Below are 23,271 nucleotides of genomic sequence, written 5' to 3'. Positions count from 1 at the left end.
CTTATTAAGTAATAAACTCTTTCACATCATAAATTGAATGTAATCTATCTTTTATAGGTTCTGGGATTTCATTACTTCCAATTTCTTTATTGACATCTATTTTGCTTTCATAATAATTATCAATACTAATTGTATTAAAGGTTTGTATAAACTTATTTAAATTTAAGAACAATTGAACAACTTGATTTACTTCTACTGAATGCTTTAAGTAGGGATAAAAAACTTGAATTTTATTTTGAAAATCTAATTCTTGTGATTTATTTAATTTCCTATAGCTTAAAGAATTAATTCTGTCAATCCTACCAGTTCTTTGCTCCATATCACTTGGATTCCAAGCGATACCATAATGATAAATATTCTGGCAAAATGTATGTAAATCTTCTCCTTCTCTAAAAATATCTGTGGTAACTAATACATATGGCATTCCAGGCATTCTAAATTGAGAAGCTATAATTCCTCTATTTCGTTTATCTTGTCCGCTTGTACCAATTACAGGAACAAGATTCCTTAATACCGATTCTATTCTTTTTTCATCTTTTGTATCAAAATTTGATGAAACTATTAAATCGAATTCATTGATAATTGTTTTTATTTCTTCTAAAACAAAATGGAACGGAGCATCTTTAGTTATCAAATTGAATAAAATTTCTTCAAATTCTTCGTTTTGAGAATCGGCTAAGAATCCTGCAAGCAAGCCAGAACCATTTCTAAATATATTTTTTAAAATTACATTTAGTACTTTTAAATCTAAAAGAAATATCTCAGTTTGAGTATTAAATCTTTTATTAATCCAATTGCGAAATTCATTATCACAATGTTCTATTAAAAACCTTGTTAAAAAAGTAGTATTTTTAAGTTCCCCTGTGTTTATTACGTTGCTTTTTTTTGTATAAGATTTATTCAGAATTCCTTCTTTAGAAAAGTAATCGTAGACTGTTTCAGTTTCTTTTTTGAAACTTTGGTTCTTACGTGCTTCAGGAGTAATTTTTTCTAGATAGTTTGAATTTAAATCTTCGATATCATAATCAATGAAATTAAAATGATTATTTAAAATGATAGGATTCAACTCAAACCAATTTTCTCTATACATCTTAGTTCTGTATGGGAAACCTGGATTATTTTTTTTGAAATAGTCTAAAAAGAAATAACCACTGTGTTCATTCTCATCAACCCCTTCACTTCCCTCAGTATTTTGATAAAGGAATTCTTGGAAGGAATTGCCGATTGCAAGAATCGTTTTCGATTTTAATTCAGAAGAAATATTTCTAAGATTTTTAATAATAAAGTCATCAATAATCTTTTTAAAACTTGAATTCTTTTTATCGTAGTATGCAAATTCAAGGAATGCTAGCCCTTGCTCGATGTAATTACTCTCATCAATAAAATTATGTTGTAAGAGATTTGATTTTATCTCTTTTTTTAATAATAAAACAGTTAAAAGATCATTTAATCGGGCTTTTATTTTTTGTGTATTATATAAGTCAATAACACTATCTATTATCTGTTTATTTTTATTAAAACTTTTTTGTGCTTTTTTTAATTGTTGATTAATTACGATTTCTCTCTCATACTTTTCAATGATCCTTTTTTCAAGCTCCATTGCTGAAGCTATCCTTCTTACAAAAATTAAAGATTTATCTTGATAATGTAATTGATTAATAATTTCATTTTCTAATTTTGTCTGTTTTGGATGAGGAGGAAATTGTTTAAAAGTCTCATTATATGAGTTAATGATATTTCTAACAATATTTAAATCTTGGCTATCTTTAATATTACGACTTTCTGTTTGTTCGTACTCTTTTGTATAGTCTTCAGAATATTCAAAACCGTTTTCATTTCTGTTTAAGGTTTCCTTCTTTCTATCAAGATCAACATTATAAGTTTCAAAGCCAGCAAGCATTCCGATTTCAAATGAAGCATTGTTTTTTTGATTTAAATGCTTAATAGATTTATATTGAATAAGTTGCCAAAAAACACTTTCGAATGTATCATCCATTGTCAGATGTTCTGCCTCTTCTGATTTGTTTACATTCCCCTTACGATGTTCTTCTCTGCATTGATTTCTTGAAACGGTATCGTCTTTTAATAAGTATTCTAGGTTACCTCTAATTAAAAATTTCTTTAATAGCGCCTCTATTTCTATATTATTTTTTGCAGTATTAAGTAGATGTTTTTGTGTAAAGCAGGATATTTGATTTTTAATCTCATAAAGATTTCTATCTTTAGGAGTTGCAGATAAGCATATGATTTTCTTAGCTAAAGGGAATTTAACTTGTTTTTTTAATTCTGGAAAATCCTCGAAAATCTGTTTATCCTTAATTGCTCCCAAAAAACGTGAAGTAATTTCATTTCTTATAGATTCTTCTCTTGTTTCATCTCCTGGTCCATATTTATAATTATGTGCTTCATCTACGATTAAACAATTGATTTTAGGAGATAATGCATTCATTAAGTAAGCAATAAGATTACGTAACTTTCTTAAATTTGAAGCTATAAAATAATCCTTATCATAAGCTTTTTCTAAAATATCTTGTGCGTACAAATCATTTTTAAAAACTTCTCGTATAAAATATTCTTGTAAGTTTCTTCGACCATTGCTTGCTATGACTAAGCTACTAAATGACGTCATTCTAAAAATTGTAACAGGATCTTCTGTCTCAATTGCTTTGATTCTGTCTTTTATGCAATTTTCAAATGTATAGGACTCTTTTACATTGGTATTATCTAAAAGATAATTTTTAGAAACAAAATTTCCTAGTTCTTTCTTCCACTTATCCTGTAAGTTCTTTTTAGGAACAATTATAAGATCCTTGTGTAAATTTTTATTTTTTGAAAAATGCCTAAAAAGTAAAATTATTCCTGCAGCAATATAAGTTTTGCCTAATCCTACTTCATCAGCTATGTATAAGACATTGTTATCAGGATTATTTAAAAATTGATAACCTTTAGTAATTACAGCAAGTTGTCTATCAGCAAGCTCTTTACCAATAGATTCATTTGTTCGTAGATTAAGGATTAATTCAATGTCGGTTTCGATATTATTCATATTCGGCTACTATTTGTTCGACAATCCATTTCTCTTTCTGTTTTAAGTCCGGGATGTTATTTGCGAGATCTTCTGTTATTCTTGTAAATTGATTTCTTTTACTTTTTATATCTTTAATAAATTGCTTCCGTATTTTTTCATCAACAAACCTTTTTGCTGAGCACTTTTCTGCTTTTGCATACATCATTTGATCCACAATTTTTAAGATCATCCAATAAAAACTTTTTTGAATTTTATCTTCTTTAAATTGATTAGCAATATCATTCAAATAAAAAGAAAGTGTATCAATGTTTTCGGTTAATAAATAATACTGGATATTTTTAAATTGTTCTCTCTGTTCAGTTTGATTAAGGTTTTTTGAAGGGAATAAATATTTTTCCATCCTTATTAATCCATTAAAATGAGTAGCCATTTCATTTAACAATAATCTAGTTTCAACTTTGGAAATATCGATTACACCAGATTCATCAGTAATTTTTTCAGCTATACTTCGTGTAATACTTTCTTTAGAAAACTCATCATCAAAGAACTGCCAATATCTTAGAATAGTATAAGCATCTAAATTAAATCCTAAAGGCTTTGTATTTATATAATCCTGATTTGCATAATAACTATATACAACCGATTTTGAACTTTCAATGCTTACTACCTGAATTAGTGAATTTTTTGCCAACTTTTTACAATCCAAAGTGTCAATAGAAACCTTTGATTTACCATTTTTTATCTGCTGACCTTTGAATAACTCAAAAAAAATACAATTCTGATTTTTAATATTTGCCTTAATACAAAGTTCCCTATTTTTCCAATCAATTGTAAAATCGATATCGGGTGCATTCCTATTAAATGAATTAGCAGAAATAGGATTCTCTAAATCAACTTTACCTGAAATAAAAATCAACTCATCAATATTTAAAGAATTAGGTCTTCTTAAGAGTTTTATACCATTATTTTTTTCACAATAAAGAACTGCTGATTCAATATTCGAAGAATTATTTTTATCTGAAAAAATAGCCCAAGCAGGATTAGTAAAATTAACAGAACCTACAATAGTGTAAGAGTTCTCAGCACTATAAAACTTATATATTTTCGAATGTTGATTTCTTACCTCAGTATTTAGATTTGAATCATTCCAATGACACCAATCTAATCCCGCTTTTTCTAAATCTGCAAAATGTTTCTTTTCTAATTGAACTTCATTATTCCTTAATGAAGGAATTAAACATTTGATTTTTTTTATATTTTTGGACTTAAGCCATTCGAGCAAACTATTATCAGGACTGAAATATGGTGAGACAATTTCAACTTCTTCTATCGTTTCTTTTTCAAAGATGTTTTTTTGTAAAAAGTCTTCAAATTTATTAGAATAGTTATTGAAAAATTGAAAATCTATATCAACGTATTTTAAAAAGTTATTAATTAGATTTTCAGATTCTAGTAGTTTTGGAATATGACCTAATTTATTGGTGCTATTTATATAATCTTGAACGGAATTAGTAGAAGATCTATTTGGTTGTAATTTACTTCTACTAATTTCTTTGTAGGAAAAACATTCAAAATTATCGCACCAACCACTAGCGGTCATATTACCAGAACCAGTTATGAACAATAGTTTTTGTACTCCATTATCCTCCAATAGAATCATAGTTTGTTTCGGATGAAAATTTGCTATTTTTCCTTTTGGGGATGGCACTTTTAAACAATTAATATCATATCCTAATGATGGAGCATTGGTTTGATCTTTCGCATAATAATCACAATAAACTGATATTGGTGGTATTTGGTTTTCTTTTGCTAGCTGTCTCCATAAAATTTTATTATGAATTTCTTGGTCATTGAAATTTTTACCAGTACTAGATATTAATAAGGGCATTATGTAATTTTCAAAAAACTTTGGATCAAAATTAAAAGTATAAAATATAGCTGCAATAACTTTTTTAGCACCTATCAATTCCCCAATCTTTTCTTTTAGTATTAGTTTTTCCACATTAATTTAATTGATTAAAGAGATTGAGATAGCTCCAAAAAAAATAATTGTTATCATTATTTTTTTCTGGATTATAATCATTATAAAACGAAGCGCCTTCAAAATGATTTATTTCATAACCATTTTCTGTGATTTCCATCCAAGGAGAAGAATTTCTCAGTTGACAAATGGTTTTATTACGTTCTATCAAACCTTTTACGAGATCATTACTATTATTGTTATGAAGTATGGCTAAAGCATTTAATGTTTCATCAAAACCTTCTGTAATTAGCCCTTTGATTTTACATTTCGAAATGAATTCGCTTTTCTCAATCTCTTCATTTGTCCAGAATGATTTTGTTTGCAAATACCTGAAAATTCTGTTTAAAGGGCATATTGTTTTTTCAACTTGAACAATATATTCTAAAATTGAAATAAAATTTGGATTTGAACTTTTAGATACTAAGAAATTTAGAAGGTCATAAAAATTTAGACCTATCCAACCTTGATTATTGTGCAAAATTGACAGTAATTCTTGGTTGCAATTATCTTGTAAAATCCTTTCAATAAATAGTTTTTTTTCTTCCTCGTTTGGTTTTTCGATTACGGACATATATTTTTCTAATACATCATATTTCAATTTGCTATCACTATTAATAATTGTTTGAACCTGTTTTCTTAAAGATAAATTTGATTTTAATTTATCTGAAAATAATTTATGAAAGTCATTGGAGAGATCAAATCTCATTTCACTAAAAGGTCTGTTGTATTTACCCCAAATTCCATATGCTTTTTGATTTGATAAGATTTGATTATTTACAGAAATCTTCAATTCTTCATTTGAAGCTATTGTTTTTCTGACCTTATCAACTCCATTAAAACCTTCAGATTTATCTTTGTAATGTCTTGTGTAAGCCATAATTTGTTCAAACCTTATAAAAAAAGATTCAAAATTTGCATCTGCTATTTTAAATTCTTTTTTAATTGTATGTGCTAAACATAAAATCTGGAAATCAATTAGATTATTAGAAACTGTGGAAAGATTTGGAATTAGTTTTCTTCCTGCTGCCTGCCAAATAACTTGAAATCCTAAAGGATCTCTTGAACCCTTTATATTGTAATCTGGATCTTTTTCTGTAATGAAATACATTTCTACTTTAGATTTGTTGTTCAAAAAAATAATCTATACTACTTGTAATATTTCAATAAATCGATCAATTCCCTCGATTCTGGCTGTTTCTCCCTCAGACTTACTAAGTACTGCTTTGCCGATAGGACTTTGAATGGAAAGTGGGAGAACATCATCAGATATGTAAGTGCTTTTCATTTCCTCATTTACAACTCTAAATTTTTGAATGGTTTTGTCATTCAAAAATTTCACCTTTATTTCTGAACCTAATAAAATTTTAGAGATTTTTTTTGTTGGCGCTTCAATTGGAGTATCATCTGTCAAATCTAATATAACTTGTTCTTCTTCGTTTTCTTCATCAATCGATAGATTTAAAATCTCAAGTCCTTGTTGATTATCGGTAGGTATTATTAGTTCGTCAGTTGTAATTAATTGTTCGGTCAATGATATATCAAAGATATTACCCACTTTTGGACTTTTTACATTTTCAATGAATGATAATAGCTTTTCCAGTTCTGAGTCTGGATCACGCCACCAATTTGTTCCCCAAATACGATGAAAAACAAAGCCTTGCGCTTCTAAAATACGTTGTCTATGTAAATCGTAAAGATAAGCTTCATTACTTGAGTGATACTTGGCACCATCACATTCAAGTGCAATTTTTGGAATGCCTGGTGTTAGAAAATCAATTACCATATCAATTCTGAAACCACCAACTTTGTATTGAGTTTTAATGAATGTTTTATCCATCCATTTACTCAATCGCTCATAAACCTCTTCTTCAAAAGGAGATTCAAGTCGGGGCGTAACGTCACTGTCAATATTAGCTTCATTAATGTAATTAGCCTTAAGAGCTTCTAAAACAGCTAGACGTAAATCATCATTACCATCACTTACTGCTTTTGAATAAGCTAAGTATGCATAAAGAACTGCTTTTTTATTATTGCTTTTCTGCGTAACTAAATACGATTTGAAATTTAGTATCCTTTCTTCCGGAATTGAAGTGACAATGAAGTTTTTATATTTGGCTCTGGTTACGATTACATTCAGTAATTTATATCCTTTCTCAAAATTCAAAGGACCAAATCTTTCAGCAAAAGAACCATCAACATTATTTCCATAAGTCGTAGACAAAATAATAATATCTCTTTCATCACCCTGAATATTCTCTAAGTTTTTTACAAATAATCCTTCTTTTTCTAACTCGAGAATTTTGTTGTTGAAATCATTATATTTCTCTTGTTTCTGCCGCTCTACAATTTTATTTTTAATGAGATCTCGCTGTGTGATGTTAAAAGTAGCAATACCAACTGACGGATATTTGTTCTTAGAATCTTTCTTAATATTATTTTCTAAAATAGATAAAACCATATCTGCTTCAAGTTCATTTACCCTATTTTCAAAAACACCTCCTACATTTATGTAAGAAATAGCTTTGTAATCCAAAACTTGCGGTAAAGCCTTTAACTTTTGTTTATAGAAAGCGTGATTCGAAAATTCTATTAGATCAGGGTGTTTTGATCTGTAATGGAAATCCAAGGATTTTGAACTAAAGTTCATTTCGGTACCGAATTCCAGAAGTGATAAGCAAGACAAGGCTAATGAATCTAAAGATGATTTATCTTTAATTATGTTTGAGTCATCTTCTATTATTTCGTCTTCACTCTCTACGTCGCCATCTAAGATTTTTGAGAAATAATTTGAAGGAGGCATCTGATGTTCATCACCCGCAATTACAATCTGCTTACCTTTTAGCATTGCTGGCAAATTATCTTCTAATCTCAGCTGACTAGCCTCGTCAAAAAGAACTATGTCAAAATATTTATTGTTTTGATTAAATAAATTACTGGCAACGTCTGGAGTGGTTAGGATTACAGGAAAGAAAGAAGTAAATAAATCAATATCTCGCTCTACAATAGATCTAAGCGAATATCTTCGATGTCCAGCAGAACCTTTAAAATTAAATAAGTTTTTAACTTTCAAAGCAGCATTATTTCTGTCAAATGTTTCTGTCTTGTTGTATTGTTCATTGAACCAAATATTATTAACAAAATTTATTTGATTGGTCTTAATATTATGTTCCGCTTCAAATAAGTCATCAATACTATGCTGATCAATAGGTAAATTGTCAGTCGCATTTTCTCTTAGCAAGCGATTAAAATAGTTAACATAAAAATCAGTTAGCCAATTAGGAGAATCTAGTAATGCGTTTACTATAAATAAATTATTCTCTGTAAGACTATTGATGAAATTATGCCAATCATATTCTTTTCTGAAAGCGTTAGGATCTGCATCTATTGTAGATTTTTTTTGCTCAATCAACGATTGAACAGATGCAATATATGCATTGAGATTTTTTGATTGTGAAATATTATTAATTAGGCGATCCGATTCAATTTTTTCATTCAGTTTTTCTAGTAAAGTACTTAAATCTTGGAAATTTTTCAGATGTGAGAACTTATCTTTATTTTCGAAAATGTCTGCATTTAGAAATTCAAAATCTATTGCACTATCAATTAAAGAATTTACCTGATCTATTCTCTTTAAAATTTTATTAGTTTGACTTGAATTTTTTACATCTGATGTTGAGAATGAATATTCATCTTTGAAATCAGGAGATTCATTTATCACTGCCTGTAAATCCGCATAGACTTGCTTTTGATAGTCAAAATGTTCAACAATAAATAATGAAAGGTCATTTAAAATTTCTTTCTCATTCGCAGAAATATTCGGTCTAGATTTCAAAAGATCTATATGCTCTTGCAACTTTGATTTATTTTCTAATTTAAATAGATAATTAAGGTCAAGTCCTAAAAATTTATCTTCGATATTTAAATTTAGTTGTCTTTTAATTTTTTCAGACTCAGAATAGAAATTTTGAAAACCTTCCAATTTAGATTGCATTGTTGTTTTGTATTGGATAGGAGAAAAAAATAAGGAATTTTGAACTATTTTATTTAACTCATCTATACTACTATTGAAAATATGAAAATCTGCTATTTTTTGCTTTTTGACTTTTGAAAGTAATGATGTTATTTTATAAGAAAATCCTAGTAATTTTTCTTCGTTTCTAAATTCAAGATCTCCATTATATTTATCATAAAGCTTTTTTAACGAATCTTCTTTATGGGAAAATTTTTGAAAATCTACGGAAAAATCTTTTTGTTCCAAATCACAAAATTTTTGTTTCAAAAGATTTATTTGATTCTCTAAATTAAAATTTAAGTTATTTATTTTATCAAGAGCAGTTTTAATTTTATTGACCTGATTTTGTATGGAATTTTTACGATCTATGTAATATTCATTGTAAAGTGCATCCTTTGTAGCAACTATTTTAATGATTGATTCTTCGTATATTGAAAATGCCTCATTAATCCTGTCTTCCAATTCATAAAAACTTTTTGATTTAAAAGCATCAGAAGGTAAAAAAGATGACGGGTAATTTTCCTCTTTCAATTTAAAGAATCTCTCACCTTCAGTAATGAGACTTGTTAAATAGGCAAATTCATCGTAGTTAAATTCGAATTTTATTTGAGAGGAGAAAGAGATAGGTTTATTGCTTTTTACGCTGAGATTTTTTAGATAGAGACCAACAACATCAGTCCAGTTCCAATTAGCTAACAATGGATCTTTTAGTAATGAGTGCTTTGAATTTATTTTTGAAATAAGTTCATTAATTTTTTTTAATTGAGTATCATACGTAAACTTAGAATTAACAAATTGACTTCTTAAAACACTTAAATCATCAAGTCTGTTTCTGACTGATGTTACAACTTTCTTTCGGTCACTTGAAATGTCATGAATAAGTATTGCATGTTGACTAAGCCCAATTTTTTGCAGGGAAGTTTGTAGAATTTCGAGAGCTGTATTCTTTTCGCAAACAACAATTGTTTTTTTTCTATTCTCTAAGGCATTGACAAGAATTCCTGTCAAAGTTTGACTTTTACCAGTTCCTGGAGGTCCCTGAATTACTAAATCTTTGATAGCACGCAAAGAATTTAAGGCGCTTTGCTGCGTAGGGTCGGTGGGGATGGAAGTGATGGACTGAAAATCATTGTTTTCTAAGATACCTTGACTTATTTCTTCTCCAGCTAATTTTAATAACTCATCATAATCTTTAATGATATTATGCTTATGAATTTCAAAGTAAGAAAACAGTCCGGAAAATTGGATAAGAGAATTTACATCATTTAGTGCTAAATTTTTAAACTTTTCTTCAGATCCAATCGGTAAGATATTGGTGAAAACATTCTCTAGATTTGTTTTTAATTTTTCTTTGGTAGCAATATTTGTTCTTTCTAAAACATTCAGACAAATATCAAATAGTTCGTTTTTGGAAATGAGACCATTTTCTAATGTTTCTGAAGATATTTGCTGAAGATCTACATTTGAATCGGATTTTAAATGATTAATAAGCACTTCATTGATATATATTGGAGAATCTTCATTTTTTTTAATTACCCAAGTGTCATTCTTCTTAGATCTGATAAGTTCTAGTTGCCAAATTATTAAAGGAGCGACGGTTAATTTTTTGTCAATTCTATCTCTTCTAATTAAGAGTGGAAATCCAAAACCAAAAGTTTCAATCCCTTTTTCTGATTTAATTACTTCAACCTGGTTAAGTAGATATTCAAAGGATTTACCTAACGATATGAATTTTTTATGCTCTTTTTCATCAAGATTAAATAAATCTATATCAATGTCTTTCCAGGAAATTTCAAATGAAAAATTATTCTTTGAGAGTAATGTATTTAAAAAATCATTTGGCAAATTTTCATCTATAGCAGAAAGGGTTGAAATATCTAACTTATATGCTGATTTTTTTGGAATAGCATTTAAATGCACCCCCTTACGATTACCAACTTTCAGCCTTTTTTGCAGTTCGATTAGTAGTGATTTTGAAAGTTCCATTTTATATAGAAATTATTGAGTGTTTTTTGATTGGTTATTTTTTTTCTCTTTGAATGTAAGGAAATCATTTAGGGGTTTTAATCCCTCAAAAGAAAATTTTTCTTTATGGTACTCATCAACATTAGAATGGCATTCGACACAAAGGCATTCTAGATTTAATCTGCTATTATTTTTTTTATCACGATCTCTGTGATGTGTATGTAAAAATTTTTTTTCCGAGTTGTTTGTAGCTTTAAAACTACATTTTTCACAAGTAAAATTTTTTGTTTCTCGAAAGCAGTATGAGACTTGCTTCCAATTGAGTATATATCCTTTATTATCAGTGATTGTCTGTCTTTTTTCACTTTCCTCTAAGGCTAGCACAAAATTATTAAAAGTGTTAGTTCCTAAATTAAGATTATATCTTTTTCTTAGATTTCGTGCACATTTTTTACAAATCTCAAGATTGGCGTTAATTAGCTTTTTCTGATCTTTCGAATAATAAGTATTTTTGGACGAATTAGATACCTTCATTCTGCGTGATAAATCTTCTGTAGTGTCGCAATTGTAGATATGTAGGGAGGGATCTTGATTATACTTTTCATTTCTATACTCTGGTAAAAAAATACCTAATCTTTCAAATCCGTTTTTCTTACCTCTTTTAATAAAACCAATTTCATCAAATTCTAACTCTTCTTGGCTTAATTCATATTCCTCCAAATCGTAGTCGTAATCTACATGTAGTAATGAAGATATGTAGATTGCGGACTTTCCTTTTCTAAAATCGTAAATCATTTTGTTGACAAACTTGTTTGTAATTTTTCATTAGAAGTGTTAATTCTAAATTCTACACGACGGGATTTATTAAGATCTATTGATTTATCCTTACTTAAACTAGAAACCTCACCCTTTTTATTTAATGCCCTTGAATATGACATGCCGTTCGCTGTAAGTAGAAAATCAAGCCTTTCTTTTTTAGTTGCATCCAATTTTTTATACGAATCTAATGTTCTTATATACTCTAGAACGGATTGCGCTCTGGCAGATGAAAGATTTAAATTATAAAGATAGCTTTCTCTTTGATCTTTTTTAGGCGCAATGGTATCAGTATGTCCTTCAATTCTAATCTCACTTATATATGGTAAATTTTTTTTGTCACAAATAATAGACTGATATTTGGGCCAGATGTCAGCTACTTTTTGTCTAAAGGATGGTGTCATTTCAGCAGAACCGATTTCAAAGAGTTCATCATTTTTATTGATTGAATCTTGTAAAAACTTTAATGACATATCGCTTTCCAGTTGTACATTTTTACTTTTAAAATCCTTCTTCAAATCTTCTCCAATAGCATTGTAAATGTCATCCTTAATTATTTTGTCAGACAAACCCTCTAAAATATATGCTACAGCAATAAAAAGAAAGATGATAGCTAGGCAAGTCATGATGTCTGAATAGGCAATAAAGTTATGATCTGATCTGGTGCGACTTCTAGCCATTAGATATCGACTTTAAATTGTTCTGAATCAATTTAGGAATTGCCTCATAATGCCTTTTAAACATTTCATCCATTGATGCCATAGTTTCTTTTATACCTTGCATGTAAAGTCTCTCCTCATCAATATCGATATTTCTTAAGTTAGATAATTGGTCATTCAGCAATTCAATATTAACTCTCAGATTTGTAATGCCCTCCAACTGTTTTTTAGTATTTTGAAGATCACTACTGAATTGATTTAATGATTCCTTGATATTCGACGAAGCATTATTTAGATTCGATGTAATTTCACGGAACTTGGTGTCTTGAACCATTACAGAATTAAGTGATTCTATGATATTATGTAGTTTACCATTTTGTGACAATAGATTTGTGTTAGTAGTTACAATCTTTTCAAGATTTGTATTCATATCTTCTGTGTATTGAACGATCTTTTCATAACGTCTGGCAAAATCTTCTATATAAGCTTTATTTTCTTTCTGCCAATTATTTAGACTATCGATGGAATTTGTTAATTCAGAAAAATTCTGTTTAACTAATAGACCTAATGTATCTCTAAATCCAGAATTTAAATCCTCAATTACTTCCTTAAGGGCTTCAAGTAGTGCGTCATGATTAGATGTAGCTAGGTTTTCACCAAATTTAGAGAGATTATCTGCTAATTTTTTATTTGATTCCTGAATCTTTGTGATTAATTCTTCAGAAAATGCTCTGTTAAGGTTGCCAATACCTCTATTTAAATCACGAAGCAATATATTTGTCTGCCTCATTTCTATAAATTCAGGTGATTCAGGTGGCTGAATATCTCCATATTTGTTCAAAATATCATTTACTCTTCTTTTGTAGATTAACGAGAAAAATAGCCCTAGAATTGTTACAATAAATGCAAGTCGTAAACCGGATAACAACTCTTTCACGCTGTCTTTAATTCTTGCAGCGTCTGTGTCAAAATTGAATAATCCTAATACAATACCTAGACATGTACCAAGCAACCCGATGGTAACGAAGGTACTGGGCATATTTTCTAATTGATAGTAGTTTACAAACTTTCTTGTAGCGTCATTTTTAGCTTTGCTAATGATGGTTTCATAATAAATTGCGAATACTATTATGGCAAGCATCGCCAATACTATAATATATATTTCGTTCGACATAAGTTTTTTTAAGCAATTAAAATTCTATTTTATTCAATCATTAATATTTTTAACAACAATAAGTTTGAAAGTAATAATAATTTGATTATAATTTTTTATTCATTTACAATAATTTTTAAATCAATATCGGCAACCTCTTTTAGATAGTTTGAAGTCACTCCCAATAAAGTTAATATTGATTCGGATGTATTTTGTTTAGAAAGGCTTGGCTGTACAATAAATATTTCAAAATTCATCGGTTTTCTATTTTTTGCTATAATTAACAATCGTTCTAAGTCTTCGTTTGTGCCTTTTTCAAGACGACTACGTTGATTTCCATTTTTAACCTTTAGTTTTCTTCTCAGCAGATGTTGAAAGAATTCAATTCCACTTTTGTGTTTCCAATGTATCGATTTTTGAGCTTGACCACAGACTTCATAAAAATTGTCAATCCTTGTATTTACCAATCCGTCCTTAGCAAATTTTAAATGGTAAAATTGAACATTGATTTCACTATCAGATTCTTTTATTGTAATAACATCTGCTATTTCTCCCGAATAATCGTCATCATAGATGATGTCAAAATCATTATTTTTTAGTTCTTGAATAACTTTATATTGAATAGATTCTGTCTTTAGAGGTAAAACTCCTTGAGCTTCATTACCTAAATCAACACCTTCCCATTTCCAATCGATTAACATTTCTTTAGGATAAGGATTTATAATCTGCTTAAGCTCTACTAATTCATTTCCTTGTAATGCAGAGCCGTCGGCAAACCATACAATGGGAGGGTAAGAATTTAAATAATCGATTAATGTAAATGTTCTAGAGGCCACTTTTATTTCAGCTACTACAGTGTCAATTTGCACTATTCTAAAATTAGCAAATTGATTTCCGTCAGTATCAGAATCAATAAATAATTCTTTTTGAAATTTTGCAGAACCATTGGGTGTTGTAATTTCAAATTTGATGATTCCATTATGAATATCATTTAAGATATTAATCGAACAATATGCATAATTAAAGATTCCATTTATGCTGATTTCAATTTTAGATTCAGGGAAATCATAAAAATTATCATCCCAATCAATATGAGTAGGATAAACTTCCGGAATTTTGGTAACGATCTCAGGTATTAAAGTATCACGTAAAACTTGATTAGGATCAATATCCTCATTAATTAACTTCCTACCAATGTTGTCACACCAACCAATAAATCCTTTTAAGTCATTTTTTAGATAGCTCCAAATCCTACCTTTGTATGAGCATCCCAATGTGATTTTCTCTCCATCTTCATAACCTGAACCAAAAACAAATGCTTTTTCGCCCCTTTGTTGCTCCGCTAAAGAAAGTGCATCTTGAATATCAGTACCGACCCTCATAGTAAAACGAATTTTTCTATTCAAAAATTCTTTTAAACCTACATTTTGTAGTGACACACGGTTAACATCATAAAAACTTCTATAGACTAACAGCTTTTCAATTAGCTCCGCTCTATTATCTAAAACCACATTTGCCAAATCACTATACAAACTAGATTTATCGGAACTATGAATAAATAAAAGATTCTGATCTTCATTATAATACAAAATCGTTAACGTCCAATTTAAACCAAAAACCTCTTTGTAATTTACCCACTCAATTTCTGACTTTGATGCCGTAATAACTACTAATGTATTTTCATTGGGATTATAATCGTCAAATTTATATTCTAATTCTTCATAATCTTTGAAACCATCTTTAAAATTTAATAAATCAAAAGAGTTGTCTGAATTCAAATTTTTGTAAACTACAGTACTCGCAGCAAATTTTATATTTTGAAAAGGAATTTTAGAGTTTTCAAGATGCTGAAATCCTTGAATAAATTCAGCAAAGTCAATTTGCTCTTCTATTTGTTCTGAGCTTAAAGTTGAAAGTAAAATATTCCAATCAGAGTCCTGAGCATATAATTCGCTTAGTTCATTTTCCGTATCGGAGTCGGCTATATTTGCTATAAATGTTGCGTTTCCTAGATGATTATCAAACGATGTTCTTGTGAATCTACCAGCAAATTGTAAAGTGATTGGTAAGCTTTTTCTAATATCATGGAAAGCTGCGATTTTCAATTGGGGTAAATCAAAACCTTCTCCTAACATATTTACTGCTACGATAATTTTATGCTCTCCATCAACAATTTTTTTGAGAATATCATTTTTGCCATTTACTGAGGAATGAATTAAAATAGGATTTAAATCTTCGTATTCTTTATAGTAATTGAATATTTCTTCTGCTCTTACCTTATTAACGCATCGAGCCATAAGTATATGATTGTATCCGTTTTGTAAATCCTCAAGTAATCTCTCAACTGCTTTTTCAGCTATTAATTTGTCACCTTTTTTTAAATCATATTCTCTGATAGGTAGAAAATTTATAGGTTTAAAATAACCTTGTTGTTGTGCTCTTTTTAAACTGAAGTTAAAAATTACTTTTCCTTCAATTCTTTTCTGATCATTTCTAAAAGGTGTTGCTGTGAATTGTAGAATTTTATGATTGTCAAATGCCATTCTAACACGTTTCCAAGAATTAGCTTCGACATGGTGGGCTTCATCAATAAAAACATTTGTTATCCTTTCATTTAAAATTGATAATGTACTCGTTGAAAAATTTGATAAAATCTTCATTGTTGTAACAATGACATTTGATTTTTCTATAAATTCTAATAAATCGTCGTTACTACCAAAATTCTCATAAACAATTCCAACTTTAGGATTAATGACAGCCTCATTTATAATACCAAATTGCTTTAGCAATCCTAACTTCAGAAATTTATTGGAAATTTGTGTGCGTAACGCATCTGAAGGTACGGTTACTATAATTTTATCTAGGTTGCCGGCAATTAAAGTAGACAGCATGGTTTCTGTTTTACCTGTACCTGTGGGCATGACAACAGTTCCGATATTTTCAGAAATTTTTAAATGACTTAATATTGAATACAAAGCCGCAATTTGTGGCTCCCTTAGACCCTGACTTTGTATTTGAATATTTTCTTCAACAAAATTAAAATTGTTGAGCCAAGAAGTTTTTATTTCGACAGTATTGAATTCTCTCTTTAATGGATGTTTAATCCAACTTTTTAATATTATTTCTCGATTAGCTAATGACCTTTCTGTAGGCTTTTTATTTGACAATAAAATGTAATCATAAAATTCAAGTTCTAAGTTTTTATTTGATGTAATACAATAAGAAATACCATCGATAAGTATCACAACATAACTCCTGGAGCTTTGATGAAAAAAATAATCTGCAGTAATTTCATTTGTAATAACTTGTTCAACCTTGTTTTTCGAACCAGTTCTGTTAAAATATGTTAGTTTAAGCTCAGGTAATAAGATTCTTGACATATTTAATTTTGTTTTCTTTTTTTGTTTAATATTTTATTTAAAAAGCGAATAATTATCAATGAATCTTTTACTTAAAATTGATTAAATCTTTTTGATAATAATGGAAAAATGAAGGCTTCACACTTAATATGAAGATTTTTACTAGCTGAGATTAATATAATTTTTGTAGAAAATTTTAATATAATTTCTATTATTAGTAATTCTATTAGCTAGTCTTTTAATATAATTTATTTAAACTAGTGGTTATTTATTGAATTATCATGTTTTTTAGTTTTATTTCAAAAATACTAAAATTTAAATTAATTTTAATATTTTTCAATATAATCTAAAAATTAGAGAATATTAATTAATTATCTATATCCTTTTTATAATATTTTAGTGTTGTTACTCTTTATATTTATATTCTTTAATTTGTTTTGATCCTGTATTTATTTATCGTTGTTTTTTGTGAAAAATAAAGATTCTCTAAAAACAAATTTAAAAACCGTTTTAAAACTGTTATTCAGTATTTCCACTGAATATCCAAACATTCAAGAAAATTTTATAAACTCTTAAAACAATAAATCCTAACTTTCGTTAGGATTTATTCCTGTAACAAAATTTATCCTATTGATAACTTTTGTTATTTCCCAAGATAGTTCTGTACCGCAGCAGCAGAAGTTCCAACAGCCTTAACTGCTTCTTTCAACTTCTCTTTGGTTATACCGAACTTTTTTGACCAGTATTCCAGTTCCCAAGTTTCGTTCACATTTACTTTAGTTGCATCTTGAGGTCCTTTTTTACTTAGATCGTCGCTCATAATAAATAATTTTTGGTTAGTAAAGTAAATTTAAAAAGGTTATATATTATATCATTACGGTTTTCCGTAAAAACAAAAAAATCCCAACTTTTGTCAGGATTAACTTTAATCTTTTAATAAAATGAAATAGAAAATTATTCCAAATCATTCTGTATTTTTCTGATGATGTCCATTAATTCACCTTTTTCAAATCTATCATTTGGAAAAGAAGGAATATCATTTTCAGAATTCTCAATTCTATCTGTTGGAAATTGTGGAATTTCTGGCTCACTTGACGGTTCTGGAGCTGTATCCTGAGGGTTATTATCTTCGTCGCTCATAATAAACTGTTTTTAAAAATTAATATTATATAATTAAGTAATGTAGTTGCAATAGTGAAAAGAATCATCGTTTTTGCAATATAGAGGTCGTAACTTCTTTTATCATTTATTGTACAATGATTCTCAGCAATATCTACAAATTTATCAATAATTTTCGTTTCAAAATCAATATTTTTTTTAGGATCGTTAATTCTTCCATTATAATCTATAACTTTATTTTGGTATTCTCTTAGTTCTTTGTAATTTCCTATATTCCTGTATTTGAAACCTTTATAAAAATTATTATATGATTTGGTTAAGTAAGCTGTTGTGAGAATAATTAATAGAAAAAATATCAACATTAAAAAATGCCTGAAATTAATATTGCAAAAACTTTGAATAGGAAATAAATCTTTTGCAATATAAGTATTACCAGTTATCAAAATGCCAATTATTGTTAACGGCAAATTAATTGAAGCATCTAAGTCTTTTCTTCTGTTTAATTCTCTATCATATAAAGATTTATAAAAGTTATAATTATCCATAATTTTGCTTGATTTCAAAGGTATATATGCATCATTATAAATTTCTGTGAAACAGAAATTCTGACTATTTTAATATTCTTAGAAATTATTTAGGTCCTCTACGTTTTAAGAATAATAAAATTTGTAGTATTACTATGTTTTCCTTTTTTTAGTTACCGTAAGTATATTATTTTCTTTCATATAACCATCAAAATCAAATTTTAGTGAAAAAAGTTGTTGCGGCTCTATTCCAGCAGCTAAAGAAATGCGTACTAATGTTGATAATTTTGGAACGTTTTCTTTATTTAACAATCTATAAACTTGCCTTCTATCTAAATTAGCGGCGGCGGCTAAATCAGCAATATCAATTTTTTTATCTTCAAGTATTGATTTAATGTGATCAGCAAGCGCGATAAAGTATTTATCATCAATATATTTCATTAAATAAAAGTGACATATTTGTCAAAAATATCATTGACATATTTGTCACATACTGGGAATTTTATTATATTTGTAAAATAAGTTACCGAAACGTAACTTTGCGATACTTCAGAAAAACATTAGAAGCTATTCGCTTAGAATCTCGTATCAGAAAACTGCCAATTTTCATTTTACCACGAGAGGATAAGTAGAAGGCTCACGCTTTGGCGTGGGCTCTCTTATTCGTGGTAAAAGGTATGGCAGTACCTCTGATACAGTAAGTAGAGTTCCACGCCGTTTTATTTTCCTATGCAGTCCGCTATCTCTACAATTCTCTAAGCTGCTTTTACAAAATACAGTATCAGATTAAGACAGATACAATGGCAGCGCAACCATTGCGGCTTTACAGCTTTCACGGGACACATTTTCATTCATATTAATTTTGGCTTGTATAGGCAGGGAGCTTTGTATGAAAGATTTCCAAGGTTTCCCCCTATGCCGTCACTAAACAAAACAAAAACGATTGAAAAATAAAAGGATAGACTTTGAAGCCAGGTTTTGGTCTGGCAGTAGGAAACATTCCGGGATAAAGCTTATTGAATCATTCTTCCATTTTAATGACCTGGTTACTGCCAAACAAATGCTCAACAAAATTATGATCTATGCCGGCAAAAAGAAAACGACGATTAATGAGGATTCTTCGGTAATCTTCCACTTTCATCAGGCCTTGCGGTCCTTTGTACGGGCGTGTTATGCAATCAGGTTGAAGGAAACGACCTGGGAAATGAATAGTAGTACAGAGAATCGTTCTCCATTGATGCAGGCTTCCCTTTCGGATGAGGAATATCTAAACCCAACCCTAATATTTAGAAAGGCTTTTGCCGAATACAGCATTAAGGACTTTGATTACTATATAGCCATTGCAGTCTATTTCTCAATGGGTATATTTAAAAATGCTGAGGAAAGCAGCCTTATCAGCCCTTATATCCACCTTACCAAAATGCTGGATGCGGCACATCTTATCCTCGAAAGAAGAATCCAAAAGAATCAATAACCATTAAAAGTAAAAAGCAGAGAATGGAAAACAGTACTTAAAAACATCCCCAATAAAATAAGAAAGCCCTTTCCGAACAAGTTTGGCGACCAAACGGAAAGAGCATAATCAGTGATTAATAATTATTAAAAACCTATTCAAAAGTATGAAAAATATCTTTTGCAGGGGAATCCTATGCCTTATTGTAGTGGTTTATGGATATACCTCTGCACAGAATAATCCCCTGAAAAAAGGCAGCATCGTTCCGGAAAGTTTCTGGACAAAACGATTTGAGACTGTTAACACCCCACGGAATTCCATCAGCTTTTCGAAAGACAGAAATAAACTCATCCTCATCGACTTCTGGGCGACCTGGTGCAGCAGCTGCCTGGCCAATTTCCCGAAGATGGAAGCCCTGCAACAGCAGTTCGCCGACCGGATCTCCATTATGGCCGTTACCGACCAGAACCGTGCTGTGCTTGAAAAGTTCTTTTCCTGCCAATGGAAAGCGCTACGCCGGGATGCCTTCTGTAACAGGTGATCAATTCCTCCACCAGCTTTTCCCACATAAAGGCGTGCCTTATATTGTATGGATCAAGGATGGCAAGGTAATCAATACCACCGATGCCGAGCAGGTGACGGACAAGACCATCAGCGAGATTTTAGGAAATCAACGATCATCTCTTCAGACCGTCGTCCAGATCGATAAGACCCGTCGCTTTCTGAAAGCTATGATGCAGAAAAGAACACGGAATTATCAGCCTATTCTTTTTTATCAAAAGGCAGAATCCGGTCTCTGGATTATGGTACCTGGTTTCACAGGGACAAAGGTAAGACCTACGGCAGGCAGTTTACCAATCTTTCCCTGATGGAAATTTACAATGCCCTGGCCGATGAACTTTTTGAACTTCGGGGAGAACATTTCAGTGCCAAAAGGATCATCAACAGGATTCGAAAACCTGAAGAGATCGATTTCAAGACCACAGTTCCCGGAACAGAAACAGATTCCAAATTATATAATATCGACTTTATAGACCCCAAGACAGAGGCCGATTCCCTGTATGACAGAATGCTCAGGTTCATCAATGATAATACCGCTTACAGCGCATCCCTTGAAACGAGAATGACCAGATGCCTTGTACTCAAACGGATTTCCGACACCGACACAATGGAGAGTAAAGGCGGAGCATTCCGGGATAACTTTTTCGGACAGCCTTCAGAGCTGAACAATGCCCCTTTGGAATATCTGATCTCCGCCCTTAATGCCAATAGCGATCTAACACCGCTTCCAGTGATCGATGAGACCGGCTATAAGGGAAAAGTGCACCTTAGGTTTTCCAAGATAGATGACTTCACCGGTTTTCAAAAAGAACTGGCAGGATATGGTCTGGCACTGGAAGAATCGGAACTTTCCCTCCTGATGATTATCATCAAAGACAAACAACCTTAAGTATAAAATGTTATGAAGAAAACTTTAATTTAGAACGTATGGCAAAGACGCTGTACGACTACTGGTTTGTGCAGTTTGATTTTCCTGACGAAAACGGAAAGCCTTATAAATCAAGCGGTGGCAAGATGATTTGGAATGAAATTTTAAAAAGAGAAATTCCGGAAGGTTGGGGATTTCAAATAATTGAAGAGTTAGGAACAATTGTAGGAGGAAGTACACCCTCAAAAACTAGCGAAGAAAATTTTTCTAAAAATGATATTCCGTGGATAACACCGAAAGATTTATCTCAAAATATAGGAAATAAATTTATTGCAAGAGGTGAATTTGATGTCACAGAAAAAGGTTTTAAAGAGGCATCTTTAAATATTCTACCAGCAAATTCTGTTTTGATGTCATCAAGAGCTCCAATAGGTTATTTAGCTATTAACAGATTTGACCGTACTACTAATCAAGGTTTTAAGTCTATTGTTTGTAATAAAGAATATCCTTTTGAATATGTTTTTTATGTGCTTAAACAGAATATGCTGTCAATTGAAGCAAACGCATCTGGTTCTACATTTAAAGAAATCTCCACATCTGTTTTAAAAACAATCAAAATTTTAAAGCCTCAAAAACGATTAGTTAATCAATTTAAAAATAGTGCCTCAGTAATTTTCCAACGGCAAAACAATTTAGAGCAACAAAACCAACAACTTAGCTCTCTCCGCGACTGGCTTTTACCTATGCTGATGAACGGGCAGGTAAAAGTTGAGTAAAATAGTAAGATAAATTATCATTTATTTTAACAGGTATTCACCAAAAAATAAAAATAGAAGCCAAAGATAATTTGCTCCCTAATCCAACTGCTAAATTCTGTCAAGGTCAAGCCCTCCGGATTTTCAGAAAAAGTTTTACGTATGAAAATATACGCAAAAACTTTTTCCAAAAAACCTTGACAGAATGCCACGCTCATTTTCAAAAGGCTTTCTTTTTTTTCTTTTTTTGGTTTTTTCTTCCTTTTCTTTTAGAAATATTTCAACGGAGAAAATTCAGGCGCTAAGAGAAGGATTAAATTCTTGCTTTGAACACTCAAAAAACTTGTTCAAATTTTGGTCTTTTTACTTGCAGATTTGAGCAGAAATTTTTAGCTTTACTATGTAAAATTTAAATTAGGATTTTACCGCTTTTTTGCAAATGTCCTATTTGAGGCCATTCACGGAGATGCTACAGCGAAAATCTTATCTATAAAGCGATGAGAAATGGGTACAAAATCCCTCACTCTCAACCAAAACAAGCTAAAACGCTTTAAAAATCAATATTTTTTACGTTTTTTGTTTTAGCCAAATAATCACAAATCCAAAAAGTCCATAATTTATCTTATCTACGGAAAACCGTAAACACTTCTCCTTGCCTATCCGTACTTTTAATAAAATAAAAATTATTAACCGTAAACACAACTATCTTATGGGATGGAGTTACAGAAAAAGAGTGAAGCTGATGCCGGGTGTTCATCTGAATATCAGCCGGAAAGGCGTCAATACCACGATCGGTAAACGGAACGCCGGGGTAAATTTCAGTTCGAGAGGAGCCCGGATCAACAACAGCTGGATCAGTATTTTCAAAAAACTGTTTTAATTTTAATTTGATTTGGAAAAGGCCGTTTCAGATCCGATAACGGCCTTTTTAATAATTTCTGAATTGAAAGAAGACTTATTTCGATCCTGGCAGGTC

Annotated in this window: 18 protein-coding genes; 6 read left to right on the top strand and 12 right to left on the bottom strand. The window is 30.1% G+C overall.

Annotated features, from left to right (window positions below; all coding sequences use genetic code 11):
* Positions 1-4 precede the first annotated feature (4 nt).
* From ACED20_RS02165 to ACED20_RS02110, 12 genes are all read right to left on the bottom strand, one after another.
* Positions 5-3,046: a DEAD/DEAH box helicase family protein gene (locus ACED20_RS02165; RefSeq protein ID WP_378103353.1), complete on the bottom strand. Its 3,042-nt coding sequence runs from the start codon at positions 3,044-3,046 to the stop codon at positions 5-7.
* The gene (locus ACED20_RS02160) at positions 3,039-5,030 is read right to left on the bottom strand and encodes a hypothetical protein (protein ID WP_378103352.1); all 1,992 of its coding nucleotides are present in this window, start codon (positions 5,028-5,030) and stop codon (positions 3,039-3,041) included. Before ACED20_RS02160 ends, ACED20_RS02165 begins: the two co-directional genes overlap by 8 nt.
* A gap of 1 nt (position 5,031) precedes the next feature.
* The gene (locus ACED20_RS02155) at positions 5,032-6,159 is read right to left on the bottom strand and encodes a hypothetical protein (RefSeq protein ID WP_378103351.1); all 1,128 of its coding nucleotides are present in this window, start codon (positions 6,157-6,159) and stop codon (positions 5,032-5,034) included.
* 33 nt (positions 6,160-6,192) lie between these two features.
* Positions 6,193-11,049, bottom strand: a complete 4,857-nt coding sequence (locus ACED20_RS02150; protein WP_378103350.1) for an AAA domain-containing protein — start codon at positions 11,047-11,049, stop codon at positions 6,193-6,195.
* A gap of 12 nt (positions 11,050-11,061) precedes the next feature.
* Positions 11,062-11,823 (bottom strand): hypothetical protein, encoded by a 762-nt coding sequence (locus ACED20_RS02145; protein WP_343662350.1) that lies wholly within the window; start codon positions 11,821-11,823, stop codon positions 11,062-11,064.
* On the bottom strand, positions 11,820-12,524 hold the full coding sequence (locus tag ACED20_RS02140) for an OmpA family protein (protein WP_343662352.1): 705 nt from the start codon (positions 12,522-12,524) through the stop codon (positions 11,820-11,822). The genes ACED20_RS02145 and ACED20_RS02140 overlap by 4 nt, the downstream gene beginning before the upstream one ends.
* Entirely contained in the window at positions 12,517-13,677 is a 1,161-nt protein-coding gene (locus ACED20_RS02135; protein WP_343662354.1) for a MotA/TolQ/ExbB proton channel family protein, read from the bottom strand. Before ACED20_RS02135 ends, ACED20_RS02140 begins: the two co-directional genes overlap by 8 nt.
* Before the next feature lie 95 nt (positions 13,678-13,772).
* Complete coding sequence (locus ACED20_RS02130) at positions 13,773-17,036, bottom strand: DEAD/DEAH box helicase (protein WP_378103349.1); 3,264 nt, start codon at positions 17,034-17,036, stop codon at positions 13,773-13,775.
* A gap of 622 nt (positions 17,037-17,658) precedes the next feature.
* Complete coding sequence (locus ACED20_RS02125) at positions 17,659-17,835, bottom strand: DUF3606 domain-containing protein (RefSeq protein WP_378103348.1); 177 nt, start codon at positions 17,833-17,835, stop codon at positions 17,659-17,661.
* Positions 17,836-17,969: 134 nt separating this feature from the next.
* Complete coding sequence (locus tag ACED20_RS02120) at positions 17,970-18,155, bottom strand: hypothetical protein (protein ID WP_378103347.1); 186 nt, start codon at positions 18,153-18,155, stop codon at positions 17,970-17,972.
* A complete protein-coding gene (locus ACED20_RS02115) occupies positions 18,152-18,679 on the bottom strand; it encodes a hypothetical protein (RefSeq protein ID WP_068942926.1) in 528 nt (175 codons plus the stop codon). Before ACED20_RS02115 ends, ACED20_RS02120 begins: the two co-directional genes overlap by 4 nt.
* A gap of 132 nt (positions 18,680-18,811) precedes the next feature.
* Positions 18,812-19,099 carry a helix-turn-helix domain-containing protein gene (locus tag ACED20_RS02110; RefSeq protein WP_343662360.1) on the bottom strand — a complete coding sequence of 96 codons (288 nt, stop codon included), beginning with the start codon at positions 19,097-19,099 and terminating at the stop codon, positions 18,812-18,814.
* Positions 19,100-19,718: 619 nt separating this feature from the next.
* On the opposite strand from ACED20_RS02110, the gene ACED20_RS02105 reads away from it, so the two are divergent.
* From ACED20_RS02105 to ACED20_RS02080, 6 genes are all read left to right on the top strand, one after another.
* Positions 19,719-20,132 carry a hypothetical protein gene (locus tag ACED20_RS02105; protein WP_378103346.1) on the top strand — a complete coding sequence of 138 codons (414 nt, stop codon included), beginning with the start codon at positions 19,719-19,721 and terminating at the stop codon, positions 20,130-20,132.
* A 145-nt stretch (positions 20,133-20,277) separates the two neighbouring features.
* Positions 20,278-20,652 (top strand): TlpA family protein disulfide reductase, encoded by a 375-nt coding sequence (locus ACED20_RS02100; protein ID WP_378103345.1) that lies wholly within the window; start codon positions 20,278-20,280, stop codon positions 20,650-20,652.
* Positions 20,591-20,980 carry a hypothetical protein gene (locus tag ACED20_RS02095; protein ID WP_378103344.1) on the top strand — a complete coding sequence of 130 codons (390 nt, stop codon included), beginning with the start codon at positions 20,591-20,593 and terminating at the stop codon, positions 20,978-20,980. The genes ACED20_RS02100 and ACED20_RS02095 overlap by 62 nt, the downstream gene beginning before the upstream one ends.
* Positions 20,980-21,561 (top strand): hypothetical protein, encoded by a 582-nt coding sequence (locus tag ACED20_RS02090; protein ID WP_378103343.1) that lies wholly within the window; start codon positions 20,980-20,982, stop codon positions 21,559-21,561. The genes ACED20_RS02095 and ACED20_RS02090 overlap by 1 nt, the downstream gene beginning before the upstream one ends.
* Positions 21,562-21,599: 38 nt before the next feature.
* Entirely contained in the window at positions 21,600-22,316 is a 717-nt protein-coding gene (locus ACED20_RS02085; RefSeq protein ID WP_378103342.1) for a restriction endonuclease subunit S, read from the top strand.
* Positions 22,317-23,004: 688 nt separating this feature from the next.
* Positions 23,005-23,175 (top strand): DUF4236 domain-containing protein, encoded by a 171-nt coding sequence (locus tag ACED20_RS02080; protein WP_294224283.1) that lies wholly within the window; start codon positions 23,005-23,007, stop codon positions 23,173-23,175.
* The last annotated feature ends 96 nt before the right edge of the window (positions 23,176-23,271 follow it).

This window comes from Chryseobacterium sp. sg2396 (assembly GCF_042610505.1).
Lineage (GTDB): Bacteria > Bacteroidota > Bacteroidia > Flavobacteriales > Weeksellaceae > Chryseobacterium.
Note: the sequence above shows the minus strand (reverse complement) of the source record. Positions and strands in the feature narration are given on the sequence as shown.

What these genes read in the sequence shown, in the direction of transcription:
- ACED20_RS02150 (WP_378103350.1), bottom strand. Translation starts at nt 11,049, where the DNA reads ATGGAACTTTCAAAATCACTACTAATCGAACTGCAAAAAAGGCTGAAA.
- ACED20_RS02090 (WP_378103343.1), top strand. Translation starts at nt 20,980, where the DNA reads ATGGAAATTTACAATGCCCTGGCCGATGAACTTTTTGAACTTCGGGGA.
- ACED20_RS02155 (WP_378103351.1), bottom strand. Translation starts at nt 6,159, where the DNA reads ATGTATTTCATTACAGAAAAAGATCCAGATTACAATATAAAGGGTTCA.
- ACED20_RS02115 (WP_068942926.1), bottom strand. Translation starts at nt 18,679, where the DNA reads ATGGATAATTATAACTTTTATAAATCTTTATATGATAGAGAATTAAAC.
- ACED20_RS02105 (WP_378103346.1), top strand. Translation starts at nt 19,719, where the DNA reads ATGCTCAACAAAATTATGATCTATGCCGGCAAAAAGAAAACGACGATT.
- ACED20_RS02165 (WP_378103353.1), bottom strand. Translation starts at nt 3,046, where the DNA reads ATGAATAATATCGAAACCGACATTGAATTAATCCTTAATCTACGAACA.
- ACED20_RS02135 (WP_343662354.1), bottom strand. Translation starts at nt 13,677, where the DNA reads ATGTCGAACGAAATATATATTATAGTATTGGCGATGCTTGCCATAATA.
- ACED20_RS02100 (WP_378103345.1), top strand. Translation starts at nt 20,278, where the DNA reads ATGAAAAATATCTTTTGCAGGGGAATCCTATGCCTTATTGTAGTGGTT.
- ACED20_RS02085 (WP_378103342.1), top strand. Translation starts at nt 21,600, where the DNA reads ATGGCAAAGACGCTGTACGACTACTGGTTTGTGCAGTTTGATTTTCCT.
- ACED20_RS02125 (WP_378103348.1), bottom strand. Translation starts at nt 17,835, where the DNA reads ATGAGCGACGATCTAAGTAAAAAAGGACCTCAAGATGCAACTAAAGTA.
- ACED20_RS02080 (WP_294224283.1), top strand. Translation starts at nt 23,005, where the DNA reads ATGGGATGGAGTTACAGAAAAAGAGTGAAGCTGATGCCGGGTGTTCAT.
- ACED20_RS02140 (WP_343662352.1), bottom strand. Translation starts at nt 12,524, where the DNA reads ATGGCTAGAAGTCGCACCAGATCAGATCATAACTTTATTGCCTATTCA.
- ACED20_RS02110 (WP_343662360.1), bottom strand. Translation starts at nt 19,099, where the DNA reads ATGAAATATATTGATGATAAATACTTTATCGCGCTTGCTGATCACATT.
- ACED20_RS02145 (WP_343662350.1), bottom strand. Translation starts at nt 11,823, where the DNA reads ATGATTTACGATTTTAGAAAAGGAAAGTCCGCAATCTACATATCTTCA.
- ACED20_RS02120 (WP_378103347.1), bottom strand. Translation starts at nt 18,155, where the DNA reads ATGAGCGACGAAGATAATAACCCTCAGGATACAGCTCCAGAACCGTCA.
- ACED20_RS02130 (WP_378103349.1), bottom strand. Translation starts at nt 17,036, where the DNA reads ATGTCAAGAATCTTATTACCTGAGCTTAAACTAACATATTTTAACAGA.